Here is a 15,435-nt window from a genome sequence, read left to right on the forward strand (position 1 = left end):
ATAGTAACTTGATGAAAATTATGTAAAATTAACATGAATTTAATATTTTTGGAGATTTTATTAGCTGAAAATGAGGATATATTCGAGGAAATTTAAAGGCTGAAACAAAAAATTTTCCTTCTTGTTTCAGCCTCTAGTCACTTTTATATTATTGTCCTGATCTTCCTTTTAATTGAGATTCAGCCATTTGTACAAGACGTTTTGTAATTTCACCACCGACCGAACCATTTGCACGTGAAGCATCTTCTGGTCCAAGGTTTACACCAAATTCTCGTGCAATTTCATACTTCATTTGGTCAACTGCAGCTTGAGCACCTGGAAATACTAGTTTATTTGAACTTCTGTTATTAGAAGCCATTTCTCTCACCTCCTTGTGACATTAGAATGTTCAAGGAAGATTTTTTAATACGTTATATATAGATGATAATAGTTCCTGGCAAGTATCAATATCCCTTTTTCTCCTTGAGCAGCTTTTTGATACACTAAATTCATAAGATTAGATTTTTTTCTATTATAGATATTTAAAGGAAAGGGTTTGTTTATGGTAATAAAAACCGTATCGATTATTGGATTAGGTGCATTAGGTACCTTATATGGCCACCATCTATCAAAAATTATGCCAAAGGAAAATTTAAGAATTATCGCTGATTCAAATCGAATTGCACGCTATAAAAAAACTGGAATTTTTTGCAATGGTGAACGCTGTAATTTTAATTTTATTACGCCTGAGGAAAATTGCGAACCAGCTGATTTACTTCTTTTCACTGTGAAATTTGATGGTTTACAAGAAGCAATTGAATCAGTTAAATATCATGTTGGACATAATACAATTATATTATCCGCATTAAATGGCATTAGCAGCGAGGAAATAATTGGTCAAACATATGGAATGGAAAAAATATTATATTGTGTAGCACAAGGAATGGACGCCGTAAAAATAGAAAATAAACTAACATATGCTAACAAAGGATTACTATGCTTCGGAGAAAAAGAAGCTGGCATTGTTTCAGAAAAAGTTAAAAGTGTGGCTGATTTTTTCACTCGAGTTGAGCTTCCACATGAAATAGATACAAATATGCTTCATAGGTTATGGGGCAAGTTTATGTTAAATGTCGGCGTAAATCAAACAGTTGCCGTCTATAAAAGTAATTATGGTGAAGTTCAAAGAGATGGCGAAGCAAGAAATACAATGATTGCAGCGATGCGGGAAGTCATTGCTTTATCTGAGAAAGAAGGCGTTTCTTTAACCGAAAAGGATTTACACTATTGGTTAAATGTACTTGGAACTTTGAGTCCAGACGGAAAACCTTCAATGGCACAAGATGTTGATGCCAAACGACAAAGCGAAGTCGAACTCTTTTCTGGGACTGTATTAAGATTAGGAAAAAAACACGGTATTTCAACACCTGTTAACAAGATGTTATACGATCAATTTCAGCTGATTGAAAGTTCGTATGCTAACTTTTAGCTAATGACTAGCTCGAAAACCGTTAGTTTATCTTCAATCAGAATTAATTTTATTAATTCTTAGGAAAAGTCTTGAATTTCCAATCAAAAACATGTATTATTCTGGTTAATTAAATATTCACTTATTTCAAGATCTTTTGAAGTAAGGATAGAGGAGCAAAGACCATCAGTACACAATTTGAGGATAATGAGGTCCTACGACAATTGTGGAAAGGGGAATTTGCCGAAGCTTTTAAGAATCTCATTCTTCTTAAGGCTGGTTCTGTTGTTGAATAAATGCAGGACTGTCATATAGGAAACTATATGGAGGGCTATCTTACGCAAAGAAATGAATTTTATTTCTTAGCAGCAACGAGCCCTCGTTGTTGCTTTTTTGCGTTTACTTAACTTAACGCCCTTCTCCCTCTATTTTTTAATAAAAATTTATTAAGGATGTGGAGAAGAAATGAATTTCGGTAAAATTTTAACTGCTATGGTAACCCCTTTTGATCAAAATGGTGAAATTGATTTTCCAGCTACAAAAAACTTAATTAACTATTTAATTGCAAATGGTACTGATGGATTAGTTATTTCAGGTACAACTGGAGAGTCTCCAACACTGACTGAAGAAGAAAAAGTCGAGCTATTTAAATTTGCAGTTGACGTTGTAGATGGAAGAGTTCCAGTCATCGCTGGCACCGGTTCTTATAATACTAAAGCTTCAATCGAATTAACAAAGCATGCAGAAAATGCAGGTGTGGATGGCGTTATGCTTGTTGCACCATACTATAACAAACCATCACAAGAAGGTTTATACCAACACTTCAAAGCAATCGCTGAAGAAACTTCATTACCAATTATTTTATATAATGTTCCTGGTCGCAGTGCTGTCAGCTTATCTGTTGATACAGTTGTCCGCCTTTCCGAAATTAAAAATATCGTTGCAATAAAAGAAGCAAGCGGTAATTTAGATGCAATGGCTGAAATGATTGAAAAAACGCCAGACGATTTCTCCCTATATAGTGGCGACGACGGTTTAACAATCCCTGTACTATCAATAGGTGGAGCAGGAGTTATTTCAGTTGCTTCCCACATTATCGGCAATGAAATGCAGGAAATGATTAAGAAATTCCAAATCGGAAATGTTCAAGAAGCAGCTCGGGACCATCGCAGATTATTGCCTGTAATGAAAATTTTATTTGCTACACCTAACCCAACATCTGTAAAAGCTGCACTTAATCTAAATGGAATTCCAGTTGGCGGTGTACGTTTGCCGATGATTCCTTTAGAAGAGGAAGAATTAAATACATTGCGAAATGTTTTAAATACATTTGAGAAAGTGAATTTATAATAAAATTTAAAGAGCGCCTTAAATTAATGCGCTCTTTTTTTAATTTTTATACACTTGCTGACTGAGCTAGTTTCATTAAGTAATATTGTTCTTCTCTTAACATGTGATCAGCCATTGAGGCAGAAAATATACCTAGCACTTCAGCACTTAATTCTAATTCTTCTAGTTCTTTCAAAAACGTTTTAAACAGCTCTATTTCAATTTCTACATCATTATTAAATTTATTTAGTGCTGGGAATTTCTTCACATTCGAGCGAAGATAACCAGTTAATTCTACTGCCTTTAAATAAAATTGTTCAAAGTGTTTGGTAAAGTTTTGACTTTTTTCCTTTAGTCTTTTTTCTACATCATCCATTCGTACGTCAATTGCTCCCGCATGGCCTGCTGCATCTGCCAGCCAAAGTAAATGATGATGTAATTCATGAAAAATTGGAGGAACTTTTCCTGCTTTAAGATAATTTAGAACTCGTTGATACTCCTCTAATTCATTTACCATATGATTGATAAAGGTTGGTGTAAGATGGATATTCATTTGACTTAATAAATGACGTTTTATGATAGATAGCTTAAATTCTTTCAATTGACTAACTAGGGCTTCAACATTTTCCGCAAAAGCAATTGCATTAGATGTGTTTATCTCATCAACTTGCGAAAGAAGATTATCAAAATGTTGAATAAAATAATTAGCCTTCGCAATATCCTCCTTTTCAGAGGGATATAGTGAATCATGAATAAAACGAGAATGGTCTCCTAGCACCTGAAGCCAAAACCTGTGTTCAAAAACAGCACTTTTTAAATAATTGTCCAAGCCTGTATCATCTCCTTTGGTTTTCTCTTTTACCACTTTATTCGACATATTTAAAAAATATTAGTGAACCTTGAAAATACTATCTTAATAAAGTTTATCGAAACTATTTGCTAAATTATGTTATAGTTAAATAAATTGAAAATTCTATAAACAGGGGTGTTTGAATAATGAATACATATAAAATAGCTGTCATTGAGGGAGACGGCATTGGAAAAGAAGTTGTACCTGCAGCAATTGAAGTGCTAGATACTGTTGCAAAGCTTGATGGAAGCTTTCAATTTGAATGGACATATTTTCCTTGGGGATGTGATTACTATTTAGAGCATGGAGAAATGATGCCAGAAGATGGAATAGAAACATTAAAGCAATACGATCAAATTTTTTTAGGTGCAGTTGGAATGCCAAATATAGTACCCGATCATATTTCTCTTTGGGGCTTACTTATAAAGATTCGTCGAGGCTTAAAACAGTCTATTAATGTTAGACCAGCAAAGCTTTTAGCAGGATTAGAGTCACCGCTTAAAAACCCTCAAAATTTTGATATAACAGTTGTCCGAGAAAATTCTGAAGGTGAATATTCAGATAGTGGCGGCCGAATCCATAATGGGGCAGATGAGATTGCCATTCAAAATGCAATTTTTACCCGTAAAGGAACTGAGCGCGCAATGCGTTACGCCTTCGAACTAGCAAAAAATTCAAATAAGCATGTAACAAGCGCAACAAAATCAAACGGTCTCACTTATTCAATGCCATTTTGGGATGAAGTATTTGAAGAAGTGAAAAAGGATTATCCTGATATTGATACAGCAGTAAATCATATCGATGCCTTGGCTGCCTTTTTTGTTATGAAGCCACAAGCTTTTGATATTATCGTTGCTTCAAATTTATTTGGCGATATTTTAACAGACTTAGGAGGCGCAATTATGGGAAGTATCGGAATTGCCCCTGCTGCAAACTTAAATATTGAGCGTGAATATCCATCGATGTTTGAACCTGTACACGGCTCAGCTCCTGATATTGCTGGACTTGGAATTGCCAATCCAATTGGGCAAATTTGGACTGGAAAAATGATGCTTGATTTCCTAGGTCATTACGAAGCTGGAACACGAGTATTAAATGCGATTGAAAAGACATTAGCATCCGGTGTTAAAACAGGTGATTTAGGCGGCACTGCTACTCTTGCAGAAGTGAAAAATTCAATCATTGGTAACCTTTAATAAAAGTAAAATCCTAACTCTTGAATCTTTGAGTTAGGATTTATTATTTTATAATCCATTTATGATAATTTACTATCTCAGAAAAAACGCTCTAGAAATAGAAGAATACTGTTAAATCATGTTTTACAATTTTTCCATAAACTCTCTATTTTTACACTCTGCCTATATGTTATGATATCAATATAGTTAACCTTATTATAGAATTAGTTAACCTACTATTTTTTAGATTGGGTGGAAGTGTTTATGTATAAGCTACGTGGTCATCATCTATTTTGTCTTCTAGGTTACCGAGGAATGGGGTATTCGGAGGAATATGTTAAAAATATGACGCATATTCATCAAACTTTGAAAAGTAATCCAAATACTTTAGTTCAGCTTGTAAAAGGTCCTGACCAGTTGTGTGAAAAGTATCCCAACTCTGGTGAATACCATTGCCAGGATCAAAATATTTACGAAAGAGATGCTGTTATCTTAGAGAAAATGGACCTTAAAATCGGTCAAATTCTAAAATGGGAAGAAATTGAATCACGCGTACGTAAACATGTTATCCCCACTGATATACATTCTATTTGCGAAACATGCTCATGGCGTTCCTATGGGGTTTGTGAACAAGGTATTGAAAGGATTCATGGTGGAAAAGGCTTGTGGAAAGTTGAATAAAAACAAAAAAACTCGTTAAATCATAAACGATTTAAACGAGCTTTTCTACAATTTATAATTTTTCCAGCAATGCCACACACTCAACATGTGTAAACTGTTTTAATATTGATAAAATTAAAGGGGAGCGAATTAAACCCCCATTAGTAATGGATTTTTAAAATTGATGAGTATTTCGGCAATAAATCCAATCGTTTTCATCAGTTTTAATACGTTTTTTATATCCTTTCTCTTGATGAAATAATTTACTGTTTTGTTCACTTTAGAACGTCCTTGAACTAAATCTCCCCTTTATTATATTCAGAAGATATTCGACTATCACTTGAAGTTGTAATAACTAAACTACTTCCTGAGTACTCCACTCTTACTGTGTCTAAGTCTTGTTGTATAAGGATAGCTCTATGATAAGGTGCATATAGTAAATCTTCTAAGCCTATTTTAACTGTTTTTGCTGCAGGAGATATAACTTCTCCATTTACACCAGTTTGAGTATAACCAAGTGCATCTAACCTTTCGGCAGGTGTACTACCTGTGTAACCTGTACTTCCTTTTACTTCATCATGACCGAAAGCAGTACCATTAGCTTTTCGTAATTCGCATGGTTCTGTGCTGCTTCTGGTAAGAATGGGTCTAGTGTTACTTGTGATAACCCCATTTGTTTCCGAATTGAGTTGATGTAGCTTAAAGCTTCTTGTTGGTCTTGGGTGTAGGTGAACCCTGCTGCTTCTGCTTGTGGGGTTTCAAACCCCTATTTTCCTAGAAAATTATTGTTAGTACGTCATTATCCTATGAATAAAATATAAACAACCTATCATAAATAGTATGTATTAGTATAATAGAAAAATAAAATTGAAATGCCTTTATTTGAAGGAAGATAGGCATATAAAAACCAATTCATTAGATACTCAAAAAAAGGTAACGATAACGTCACCTTTTATTTTTATACCGCATATTTCTAAGTTATTTATTTCGATAACAATCTTGCTCTTTCCAAATCTAAGAGTTCAATATATTCTTTTTGAAGTACTTCTAGGAAAGAACCCAGAACATTAATTAGCATTACCTCATTCTGTTCTTTATAATCGCCTTCTTCGAGTAAGGCGATTAGTGGTCTCAATGCATATTCTAAATTACTTCCATTAACCCCTTTTTTATTATTTAATTCTTTTACTTTTTCTTCAACACTTGTTATAACCGATTCGACTGAATCATTTCCACTAATTTTTCCACTGATATATTCTAAAGTTTCAATATCTATTTTACAAAGTTTCAGGCAAACCAAAATAGATTCAAATACACCTTTAATAGCATGAACAGATAAGTAATGCTTTGAATGAACTGCAAAAAAACTTTGCACTTTACGTACCCATTTGCTTAGAGACTTTATATTATTAAAATCGGATAGTAATTGGGGAGATGTTTGACTTTTGGTAAATTTAGAATTATCAAATGGCGAAGGGAATTTTTCCTTCTGACCAAACCTCCTCATAACAGACTTATCTTTGTTTCTACTATACATAGTAACAGTTGGGATTAAACACTTAGTCAACCAATTATAGGTATACTCTGCACTCCAAACGATATTATTTTGAAGTTTTTCAATATCATCCTCATTATCAATCAGTATAGATGGTTCCCAACATAACCAAACTTCATTATCAGAAGATGAGAAATCCTGCCATAGATAATCATCAACTAATTCTGGATAAATAAATGTTCGGTAATCCTTTATGCTCTCTTCAGGTGTTGCGCAATAAACTTTTAAATAGCTTGCTCTCCCATCGAAAATATGCCATTCTGTCGTTCCATTTTCATAATCATGTTCAGCTGCAAACTCAAGTATTTCTCTCCATAATAAACGGGATATTTTAAGAATCCTAAATTTCCCACTCCTTGAATATGTATAATCACGTGTCTTTAATATGCTTTCAGTAGATTTAATACTATCAATATATTTAGGCGCTATTTTATCAATAAGCTTACATAATTGCCTTGCTTCATCTAGCGATATAGTAAATCGATTATTTCCTAACTGTATCATAGTACTATTTTCACTAACATCGTTATATACTATAAATCCTCTATAGTTGTCTTCTGGTAACGAACCTATTCCTTGGAATATTTCATTAACAATTTCTGTATGATTAAATGTAATCATACAATCTCTAATACGTAAACTGCGGAATGTAATGAGCATTGACCCATTAAGTTCGGGGAATTTAGGCAAGAAGCATTGAATCATTACATTTTTGGTACTAACTCGTACATAATTACCTTCAAATCTTTCCTCTTCTTCAAAATCGGACTCGTCTTTATTAAAATAATTATATAAATCTTCTGGGGATGTATGCCCCTTTTCAATATACGTATCAATTTTTGAAATATTTTCATCATATTTTTCCTCTTGGTCAAGTTCCTCTTTTATGCTTAATATTTTTGACATAAGTTTTTCAGTAATCACAAGCACCCCAGAAAAACTTTTTGCAGTTGGAACATACTTACCTTTTCTATTATTATTACAAGTTGTATGCGAGGGAACTAAATTTTTCAAGCCATTAAAGTCGAAATTACTATCTAGGTTTAATTCTTTTAATATTTCTTCTTTTAAATCCTTATCAGTACTTTTGGGTATAAAGTGGTCAATCTGTAGTTCTCTAATTGAGACAGATTCATCGCAATAAAAACACTTTTTATTATGAGCTTTCCAAATTGCTCTTCTTAAATTATTCTGCATTTAATATTACCCCAATTAATTTTATGGAACAAAATCAAATGGTTATATTTTGCTCTCATCAATAATATTAAATTAAAATTGGGAATTTATAAATAATTCAAAATACTAATTATATGATAAGTAACTTAACATGTTATAAAATTATGAACTTTTTCATATAAAAAGGGTGTGTACATTACTGTACACACCCTTTTTATATTATTAAATAAATCAAAACCATATCTTATTTTTCATTTAAAGTTAGCAATGCCACACACTCTACATGTGTCGTATGCGGGAATAAATCTACCGGCTGAACTGTTTTTAATGTATAGCCAAAAGGTTCAAGCTCCTTAATATCGGTTGCAAAAGTATCCGGGTTGCATGATACATATACAATGCGTTCTGGCTGGCAACGGCCGATTCTTCGCATTACTTTTCCACCTGCACCTGAGCGTGGTGGGTCTAATAATAATAGTTCTGGTCTACCAAAATACTCTAATACTTGATCAAGACCTTTTCTTGCATCTTTAGCTAAGAACGATGCATTGTCTATGTCATTATCCTTTGCATTACGTTTTGCCGACTCGATCGATGTTTCAACGATTTCAATACCTACTAATTCTCCTACTCTGCTAGCGAACGGTAGTGAGAACGTGCCTACACCACAGAAAAGATCGATCATTTTTTCTGTTTTCTTTGGCTGTCCCATTTCAACAGCTAAATCAACAAGTTTTTGAGCTTGTGTTGGATTTGTTTGGAAGAATGTATCAAACCAAACTCGGAAACGGTATCCATCCATCTCATCATAAATAAAGTCTCGCCCAGCCAACACATGAGTTTCTTCTGATTGCGTTCGGTCTGCCCATTGTGTATTTTCAAGCCACAATAAGCTTTTTACTTGAGGGAACTTAGTTGTAATGCGATTAACTAAATCCTCTGCTGCTTGTGCAAGGTGATCAGCTGGTGCCTCCGTTGCAAATAGAGCAAGCATAATTTCCCCTGTTGCAAATGATTGTCTAACCATTAAATGGCGAAGCAACCCTTCATGGGCGTCTTTATTATAGCCTGATAGCTGGTGGTTTTTTGCCCAATTTGCCACTTCCATCGTTGCATCTACCATTACTTCCCCTGCAATTAAGCATGTTTCAAGTGGAATAATTTTTCGGAAGTTACCTTGTTCATGCAAACCAAGCGTACCTTCCGGAGAGAAAGTAAACTCCATTTTATTGCGATAATGCCAAGGTTGATCCATCCCCATAGTATCGCGTACTAAACTTGGGTCGAATCCCTGTGCCTCAAGTACTTGTTTCACATGGTTCGTTTTTTCTTGCAACTGCCCTTCATATTCTAAATGCTGCCATACGCAACCACCGCATTTTTCAAAATGCTGGCATGCAGGACCAATTCGCTGCGGATGTGCTTCTAGAATTTCTTCTGCCATTACCTTTCTTCTTCTTTTGAATTTTTGATCAACGTCCACAAGAATACTCACTTTTTCTCCAGGCAATGTTTGTGGGATAGTAAATCTTAGTTTTTTCGGATTTCCAAGTTCATTTTCACGCCAAATGACAGCTTGCCCCGAACCTTTTTCATCAAGTCTGTTTATTTCAACAACCATTTTTTCTTGTTTCATAATGGTCAATTCTTGCTCCTCCTTATTTACTACCTAGTTTCTTTTATATTTTAAGAATATCGTTTTTTATAGATTAATAAATCTAGCTACCATATCCAGTAATACACATTATCTCATTATAAAGGACAAATGATAAATATGAAATCAAATCATTGTTAGTATTTATTAGCAAGTTTGAAAATGGATTATTTATACTTAATCCTCAAAACAATCAGATTTTTTTAAAAAATAGTATATTTAAATATAAATACTTGTTTCATAATTTAAAAAACCATGTTAAACTATTTTTGATTAAACTGTCTTTTTGGACAATACATTTGTACGTTATAAAAGAATATTTTACTAAATTACATCGGGGGAACATCATGAAAAACATCATGCTTAAGTGGAATCAAATTAGTTTAGTTAAACGAATACTAATTGGTATGATTGTCGGAATTCTACTGGCAGTTACTATACCTGATTCTACAAAATGGGTTTCAATTTTCGGTTCTTTATTTGTTGGTGCTTTAAAGGCCATTGCACCAATATTAGTGTTATTCCTAGTTATGAGTGCCATCTCAAAACATAAAAGTGGTAAACAGACAAATATGAAAACGATTCTAGTCCTTTATGGATTAGGTACATTATTAGCTGGTGTTGTTGGCGTTGTTGCTAGCTTCCTATTTCCAGTTAACCTATCGCTTTCAACAGGTGCTCAAGACGTTGCACCCCCTAGCGGTATTTTAGAAGTACTTAAAACTTTACTTTTTAATATTGTGGACAACCCAGTCAATGCATTATTAAACGCAAACTATATCGGGATTTTAACATGGGCAATCCTTCTTGGGCTGGTACTGAAAAAAGCTGCTGAAACAACTAAAACAGTGATAGCTAATTTTTCTGACGCAATCACAAATATTGTAAAGTGGATCATTGATTTAGCACCACTTGGAATTATGGGTCTAGTTTATGATGCAATTTCAACAAACGGTCTTTCAGCATTAAAGGAATACGTTCAACTACTAGTACTATTACTTGGCTGTATGTTCTTTGTTGCACTAGTTGTAAATCCTATTATTTCATTTATCTTTACACGTCAAAACCCTTATCCGCTTGTATTAAGAACTTTAAGAGAAAGTGGTCTGACTGCCTTCTTTACTCGTAGCTCAGCTGCGAATATTCCAGTAAATATGACATTGTGCAAAAAATTAGGGTTGGATGAAGATACATACTCCGTTTCAATTCCTTTAGGTGCAACGATTAATATGGCTGGTGCAGCTGTGACAATTTCTGTCCTAACTCTTGCTGCCGCGAATACGATGGGTATCGAAGTAGATATTTGGACATCTATTATTCTAATGGTGCTTTCTGCGGTTTCTGCTGCCGGTGCTTCAGGTGTTGCCGGTGGATCACTGTTATTGATTCCGCTAGCTTGTAGTTTGTTTGGAATTCCAAATGACATCGCAATGCAAGTAATTGGTGTTGGTTTCGTCATAAGTGTACTGCAGGACTCTTGTGAAACTGCATTGAATTCATCTTCTGACGTGCTGTTTACTGCAACTGCTGATATTGCGAAGAAGCGTAAGGAAGGGAAAGTAATCTAATCTTCACTTTTCTTTCTACTTTTCATTTGATGATGTGCTAAATTTTCGGATTAACTATTAAAATCCTAATTCACTTGTTTGTGAGTTAGGATTTTTTTCATTAATAAATATAAATCCTGGATTCTTAACTTTACAAATTCTTTTAAATTTCACACTTGTAAAATAATCCAATACAGTGTAATATTAACTCACTAAACACGAAAGGGTGACCATGGGGCGATGATTTACTAATTCTATTCTAAAAAATACATTCGTTTATAAAATTTCGAAGTCATTTTTTGAATGGGATTAGTCTATAATTTTTAGAAAAGGATCATCGTAAGCTTAGTATTCGGTGTATACTATGTCTTTTTCTGTGGCTATATAGACCTCTTATCCAAAAAATGACGGATAGGAGGTCTTTTTTATTTTCTAATATATAACCCCAGATAGAATATCCACTTTATATATAAGAGAAGAGGAATAATATGAGTCAATTATTAAGTAATCGTTTCGTTCGCGCCATTTTACTTTCCGCTTTGTTTCTACAAGTGGGAATTTGGGTTCGAAATTTTGCTATTCTGTTATTTGTTATGGAGAAGACGAATGAAGACCCATTTGCTGTCTCTATGATTTCTGTCGCTGAATTTGTTCCCATCTTCGTTTTCTCCTTTATAGGGGGGACATTTGCCGATCGCTGGCGGCCAAAGAGAACGATGGTTTGGTGTGATATTTTAAGTGCAATATCCGTGTTTGCTGTACTTGTTACACTTCATTTTGGATCATGGAAAATTATCTTTTTCGTAACATTGATTTCAGCAATTTTATCGCAATTTTCTCAGCCATCAGGTATGAAGCTTTTTAAAATGCATTTAGGTGCTGAACTGATACAATCAGCTATGTCAATTTATCAAACAATATTTGCGGTATTCATGGTGTTCGGTCCTGTAGTCGGTACAATAGTTTATCAGAAATTTGGGATTGAAGTATCAATTGCAATTACCGGCATTGCATTCCTTCTATCAGCTTTAATGCTTGCTTTTATACCAAAAGATCATTCAATGGAAACAGATAAGGAGAAAACTTCATTATTCGATGAAATGAAGAGCGGAATTCGTTATGTATTGAGAAAAAAAGAATTGAAGCTTCTTGGATTATGTTTTTTATCAGCTGGACTCGCTTTAGGATTGATTCAACCGCTTAATGTTTTTATTGTAACGGAAAGATTAGGATTAGCAAAGGAAAGCTTACAATGGATTCTAGTAGCAAATGGTATTGGGATGATCTTGGGGGGAGCTGCTTCTGTCTTATTTTCTAAGAAAGTGCCTCCACAAAGATTATTGATGATTGGTATGCTTGTAAATGCTATCGGAATGAGCATCATCGGCTTTTCCACTAACCTTTCAATTACACTCGCAGCACAATTTGCTTGCGGGCTGCTCTTCCCTTGTATTCAAATAGGAATCAATACGATGATTCTGCAAAATACGGATGCTGAATTTATTGGAAGAGTAAACGGAACATTGAGCCCGCTTTTCACTGGGGCAATGGTATTAACAATGAGTATCTCCGGTAAAATGATGGAGCAATTTTCAATTGTTACTGTTGTAGAAACATCCGCGGTTCTTTTTGTTATCGGTCTTACTGCAATGCTGCCGCTCTTTAATATGAAAGCAAAAAATATAGAAAGCATGCTTTCAAAAGAATAATCTCAATAGCCATTAATTAGATTACTAGTTATAAAACATGACTAACCCCGTTCTAAATTTTGAACGGGGTTAATTTTTGAGGCATGCTACTTGTCGTTTAAAAGTCTAAGGCTAATTCTACAATTGCGTCTGAAAATTGAATATCACTTGTCTTAGTGAAAAAATAATTCTACTTTGTGTTAAAGGCACTGGATGTTCTTAGAGAAATGCAAACTTCCCTTGAAACTGTGTAACTTAGTGCTATTTATTCTAGTGGTGGAAATCTACACAGCCGGTATTCCCTTATATACACAAATTTTAAGAAGAGCTATTTCTTCTTCAATTCAAAGATTTCACTATAACCATTCCAATTTATTGTAATATTAAAAGTATCTTCTAACTTGGTTGAAGGGCTATTAGAGCTCAAGGCATTGTTTCTGTAAGAACCATCTTTATCTAAGTTAACCTTTTCTGCTCCAAATGTAGTTTCCCTCCTATTGTTTTCAACAAAATAATCAAAGGATTCAATTGAATTCAAATTATTTCCATTGTATCTTATTTCAAGCTGATTTTTTTCAGAACCATTTATTACACTCACAACTAATTCTACTGACCAGTTTTTACTATTTCCAATAAAAAGGAGTTCATCTCTCTCTTGACATGCTACTAACAATGGCAGTAATACAAGTAAAATAAAAAACTTCTTCAACTTATTCTCATCTCCTGGACTATATATATTAGTCTCGCTCAATTAGCTTAATTGCAACTAGTGCAGCATTAGTGTAAATGGTAAAGTCATAGTATTTCCTTCATTTCTTATACATTTTATTACAATAATTAATTATGTATTTCATACATTGTATTGTGTCATTAATCCTTTGTTTCTTAGAATCACAGTAACGTATGTTTAATCCTTCTCGAATACTTATCGCTTCTTTAATGATTGCATGCCAACTTTCTGGTATATAATTAAGTGCATATTTACCTGCATCTACTTTAGAAATAATTCCACGTTCTCTGAGTGTATAGAATTGCCGTAAAATTCCGGTTATAGACCATTGTACCTCACGCTCCACAAGATTATTTGGGAATAAAAACGCTATTCTTTTAAACCTTTCAATTGTATTTAATCGATTTAACCAATAAGTGTTCATATTGTTTAGTACGTAATCCACAAGATCACTTTCATTAACATCAAAGTGGAACGATTTTATTTCAGGACCAATAATGCTAATCCCTTTGTCTCTTAAAATCCACCAAGTAATCGGATTAATAACATGATTACTCCTACCTACTTTTCCTTCGTTTACATATAAACACTTTTTTGTTTCTGTTTGTTTCTTTCCTATGTCTTCCCAAAGGAGATAGCATCCGTCCATTCCCGTTTTTTTATATTTATTTTTTAATTCTCGATGAATATTAGATAATACTTTTACCTCTTTTTCAGTTAAATCACTGTTTACAATTGCAATGAAATCAATATCGCTAGACCCGTTAATATAAGCGTTAAGGGCAATTGAACCGTGTAAATATAATCCTTCAAGAGTATTGGGAATTCGTTCATGAAATAAGGAAATATACTCACTTAAAATAGTTTGTACTGATATAGGTATTTTTGAAGCCATAAAATCCTCCCATTATTTACCAACTAATCATTACGATACGTCACTATTATCTATAAAGGGCAGCTGATAACAATTCTTTTATTATAGAATAGAAATTCAGGTTCATCTTTTTTCAAAACGGTATGACCTTTTTATACAATCCAATTTTATTTTTAAGAAATAACTTTCTAAATTAAATACTTAGAGTTTTGTTAGATATTAATTTTCTGAGAGACTAATCTCTTCTCCCATCTTAATTTCTCTTATTTCTCTTGTTTTTTTCGTACGTTTTTATAGTTATTAGTTTCGACATAACATAGTGGACAACTGCAATTGTAATTAACAAATCTCTATATGGTTCATTTGTTCCTGTGAACAAGGCTGTAGTAATATAAAAAAAACCAAATGAAATTAAGAGTAAGATAGAAATATAATGCTCTGTGTATAATTGCATTTTTTAACTCCCCCAGATCTATATTTCAATAGATGTAGTCTTTTACTTCACAATCAGGTTTATTTATTAGCTGGCATAAAAATGAAAATTCGTGAAGTTATATTAGAATTATTAATACAAATAGGATTATGTCTATTCCAATAAGCAACCAAATTTTTTTATTCATTTTCTTTGAAGGCTTTTCTTCCTCCCATGTTGATGGGGATTTCCAAATTATAAATGTAATTGCTATTGTAATTAAGAAACTTAATATTTTTAATCCCATTTCCATTATGTAATCTCCACTTGGTTATATA

14 protein-coding genes and 1 riboswitch are annotated in these 15,435 nt (G+C 33.5%); of the genes, 6 read left to right on the top strand and 8 right to left on the bottom strand.

Annotated features, from left to right (window positions below; genetic code table 11):
* Positions 1–148: 148 nt before the first annotated feature.
* A complete protein-coding gene (locus tag MKY04_RS18870; RefSeq protein WP_126293106.1) occupies positions 149–358 on the bottom strand; it encodes an alpha/beta-type small acid-soluble spore protein in 210 nt (69 codons plus the stop codon).
* Positions 359–541: 183 nt separating this feature from the next.
* On the opposite strand from MKY04_RS18870, the gene MKY04_RS18875 reads away from it, so the two are divergent.
* Entirely contained in the window at positions 542–1,468 is a 927-nt protein-coding gene (locus tag MKY04_RS18875; RefSeq protein WP_346234943.1) for a ketopantoate reductase family protein, read from the top strand.
* A gap of 140 nt (positions 1,469–1,608) precedes the next feature.
* Positions 1,609–1,789: riboswitch (Lysine riboswitch) on the top strand.
* Positions 1,790–1,912: 123 nt separating this feature from the next.
* A complete protein-coding gene (dapA, locus tag MKY04_RS18880; RefSeq protein WP_346234944.1) occupies positions 1,913–2,797 on the top strand; it encodes a 4-hydroxy-tetrahydrodipicolinate synthase in 885 nt (294 codons plus the stop codon).
* A gap of 46 nt (positions 2,798–2,843) precedes the next feature.
* Here dapA and MKY04_RS18885 read toward each other — a convergent pair whose 3' ends face one another.
* Positions 2,844–3,605 carry a DUF2935 domain-containing protein gene (locus MKY04_RS18885; protein ID WP_346234945.1) on the bottom strand — a complete coding sequence of 254 codons (762 nt, stop codon included), beginning with the start codon at positions 3,603–3,605 and terminating at the stop codon, positions 2,844–2,846.
* Between the two features lie 167 nt (positions 3,606–3,772).
* Here MKY04_RS18885 and MKY04_RS18890 point away from each other — a divergent pair, with 167 nt between their 5' ends.
* Complete coding sequence (locus MKY04_RS18890) at positions 3,773–4,822, top strand: tartrate dehydrogenase (protein ID WP_346234946.1); 1,050 nt, start codon at positions 3,773–3,775, stop codon at positions 4,820–4,822.
* Between the two features lie 243 nt (positions 4,823–5,065).
* Positions 5,066–5,482 (top strand): DUF1284 domain-containing protein, encoded by a 417-nt coding sequence (locus MKY04_RS18895; RefSeq protein ID WP_346234947.1) that lies wholly within the window; start codon positions 5,066–5,068, stop codon positions 5,480–5,482.
* Between the two features lie 961 nt (positions 5,483–6,443).
* On the opposite strand, the gene MKY04_RS18900 is transcribed toward MKY04_RS18895, so the two are convergent.
* Both MKY04_RS18900 and rlmD read right to left on the bottom strand, forming a co-directional pair.
* Positions 6,444–8,213, bottom strand: coding sequence for an HNH endonuclease signature motif containing protein (locus MKY04_RS18900; protein ID WP_346234948.1), 1,770 nt, complete (start codon positions 8,211–8,213; stop codon positions 6,444–6,446).
* 223 nt (positions 8,214–8,436) lie between these two features.
* Complete coding sequence (rlmD, locus tag MKY04_RS18905) at positions 8,437–9,828, bottom strand: 23S rRNA (uracil(1939)-C(5))-methyltransferase RlmD (RefSeq protein WP_428833909.1); 1,392 nt, start codon at positions 9,826–9,828, stop codon at positions 8,437–8,439.
* A gap of 365 nt (positions 9,829–10,193) precedes the next feature.
* On the opposite strand from rlmD, the gene sstT reads away from it, so the two are divergent.
* Together sstT and MKY04_RS18915 are read left to right on the top strand one after the other, a co-directional pair.
* A complete protein-coding gene (gene sstT / locus MKY04_RS18910; protein ID WP_126293079.1) occupies positions 10,194–11,414 on the top strand; it encodes a serine/threonine transporter SstT in 1,221 nt (406 codons plus the stop codon).
* Positions 11,415–11,881: 467 nt separating this feature from the next.
* Entirely contained in the window at positions 11,882–13,102 is a 1,221-nt protein-coding gene (locus MKY04_RS18915) for an MFS transporter (protein ID WP_126293078.1), read from the top strand.
* Positions 13,103–13,409: 307 nt separating this feature from the next.
* Here the strand turns inward: MKY04_RS18915 and MKY04_RS18920 are convergent, their stop codons facing one another.
* From MKY04_RS18920 to MKY04_RS18935, 4 genes are all read right to left on the bottom strand, one after another.
* Positions 13,410–13,790 (bottom strand): hypothetical protein, encoded by a 381-nt coding sequence (locus tag MKY04_RS18920; protein ID WP_346234950.1) that lies wholly within the window; start codon positions 13,788–13,790, stop codon positions 13,410–13,412.
* Positions 13,791–13,890: 100 nt separating this feature from the next.
* On the bottom strand, positions 13,891–14,706 hold the full coding sequence (locus MKY04_RS18925) for an aminoglycoside adenylyltransferase domain-containing protein (protein ID WP_126293076.1): 816 nt from the start codon (positions 14,704–14,706) through the stop codon (positions 13,891–13,893).
* 232 nt (positions 14,707–14,938) lie between these two features.
* Positions 14,939–15,139: a hypothetical protein gene (locus MKY04_RS18930; protein WP_346234951.1), complete on the bottom strand. Its 201-nt coding sequence runs from the start codon at positions 15,137–15,139 to the stop codon at positions 14,939–14,941.
* A 97-nt stretch (positions 15,140–15,236) separates the two neighbouring features.
* Positions 15,237–15,410 carry a hypothetical protein gene (locus MKY04_RS18935; RefSeq protein WP_185807638.1) on the bottom strand — a complete coding sequence of 58 codons (174 nt, stop codon included), beginning with the start codon at positions 15,408–15,410 and terminating at the stop codon, positions 15,237–15,239.
* Positions 15,411–15,435 lie beyond the last annotated feature (25 nt).

Source organism: Lysinibacillus telephonicus (genome assembly GCF_039654155.1).
GTDB lineage: Bacteria > Bacillota > Bacilli > Bacillales_A > Planococcaceae > Ureibacillus > Ureibacillus telephonicus.

What these genes read in the sequence shown, in the direction of transcription:
- MKY04_RS18870 (WP_126293106.1), bottom strand. Translation starts at nt 358, where the DNA reads ATGGCTTCTAATAACAGAAGTTCAAATAAACTAGTATTTCCAGGTGCT.
- MKY04_RS18875 (WP_346234943.1), top strand. Translation starts at nt 542, where the DNA reads ATGGTAATAAAAACCGTATCGATTATTGGATTAGGTGCATTAGGTACC.
- dapA (WP_346234944.1), top strand. Translation starts at nt 1,913, where the DNA reads ATGAATTTCGGTAAAATTTTAACTGCTATGGTAACCCCTTTTGATCAA.
- MKY04_RS18890 (WP_346234946.1), top strand. Translation starts at nt 3,773, where the DNA reads ATGAATACATATAAAATAGCTGTCATTGAGGGAGACGGCATTGGAAAA.
- MKY04_RS18895 (WP_346234947.1), top strand. Translation starts at nt 5,066, where the DNA reads ATGTATAAGCTACGTGGTCATCATCTATTTTGTCTTCTAGGTTACCGA.
- MKY04_RS18900 (WP_346234948.1), bottom strand. Translation starts at nt 8,213, where the DNA reads ATGCAGAATAATTTAAGAAGAGCAATTTGGAAAGCTCATAATAAAAAG.
- rlmD (WP_428833909.1), bottom strand. Translation starts at nt 9,828, where the DNA reads ATGAAACAAGAAAAAATGGTTGTTGAAATAAACAGACTTGATGAAAAA.
- sstT (WP_126293079.1), top strand. Translation starts at nt 10,194, where the DNA reads ATGAAAAACATCATGCTTAAGTGGAATCAAATTAGTTTAGTTAAACGA.
- MKY04_RS18915 (WP_126293078.1), top strand. Translation starts at nt 11,882, where the DNA reads ATGAGTCAATTATTAAGTAATCGTTTCGTTCGCGCCATTTTACTTTCC.
- MKY04_RS18925 (WP_126293076.1), bottom strand. Translation starts at nt 14,706, where the DNA reads ATGGCTTCAAAAATACCTATATCAGTACAAACTATTTTAAGTGAGTAT.
- MKY04_RS18930 (WP_346234951.1), bottom strand. Translation starts at nt 15,139, where the DNA reads ATGCAATTATACACAGAGCATTATATTTCTATCTTACTCTTAATTTCA.
- MKY04_RS18935 (WP_185807638.1), bottom strand. Translation starts at nt 15,410, where the DNA reads ATGGAAATGGGATTAAAAATATTAAGTTTCTTAATTACAATAGCAATT.